Annotated in this window: 1 protein-coding gene; it reads left to right on the top strand. The window is 65.4% G+C overall.

Translation table 11 applies throughout. The annotated features are described in order from the left end of the window. A partial coding sequence (locus tag ACYVDE_RS24720) for a trehalase family glycosidase (RefSeq protein WP_460504171.1) occupies nt 1–349 on the top strand: 349 nt, incomplete at its 5' end. Nucleotides 350–827: the final 478 nt, after the last annotated feature.

Consider the following 827-nt stretch of genomic DNA (forward strand, 5'->3'; position numbering starts at 1 on the left):
GCAGCGGGTAGGTGCGGGGCTGCAAGCCAATTTCCTGAAGCCGGGTGGGCTGGTCCTCACGCTCAGCCGCACCGGCCAGCAGTGGGACGCACCCAACGGCTGGGCCCCGCTGCAATACCTGGCCATTGAGGGGCTGGCGCGCTACGGCCAGCAGCCGCTGGCCGATTCCGTGGCCCGCCGCTGGGTGCGCCTGAACAGCCGCGTGTTTGCCCAGACCGGCAAGCTGCTGGAGAAATACGATGTGCTGGATGTGCTCCGGCCCGCCGGCGGCGGCGAGTATCCGCTCCAGGACGGCTTCGGCTGGACCAACGGCGTGCTGTTGCGGCTGCTGAACCGGGAAGAAAAATAGTATCCACCTTGCGCCCGGCAGCCTTTTGGGGCCCGCCACAATGCGCCAGCCTAGGTAGGGTACTTTAAGACGCGCTGAACGTGGCCGGGTTGCCCAGGCGGGCAGCCCGGCTTTTTGGCGTTTTGCAGACTGGGAGCTGGTCGATGTGAGCGGGGAGTTCGTCCGTAAAGTGAGTAGGTTGGTCTGGTGGCGGTGGCAGGAGGCGAGCCCGCACGGCAGTGCACGGCTGATTTTGGCACGGTTTTGTAATGTCTCCCTGCATCGGCCAAACACCCGGCGCTACTACGAATAAGCCCCGTCTGGCCGCATTCTTTCACCCTCTCCAACCTCTTCTGGTTATGAAAATTTCACGCCTCACGGGCGGCCTGGCCGCGGCTTGCCTTTTCGTTTCGGCCCTGGCCATGCCGGCGGCCGCTCAAGGTGCCCGCGATGCCTACGGCAACCCCAAAGCCGCTCCCTCGCCCCGCCCCATGGGCTC

Source organism: Hymenobacter agri, assembly GCF_054778495.1.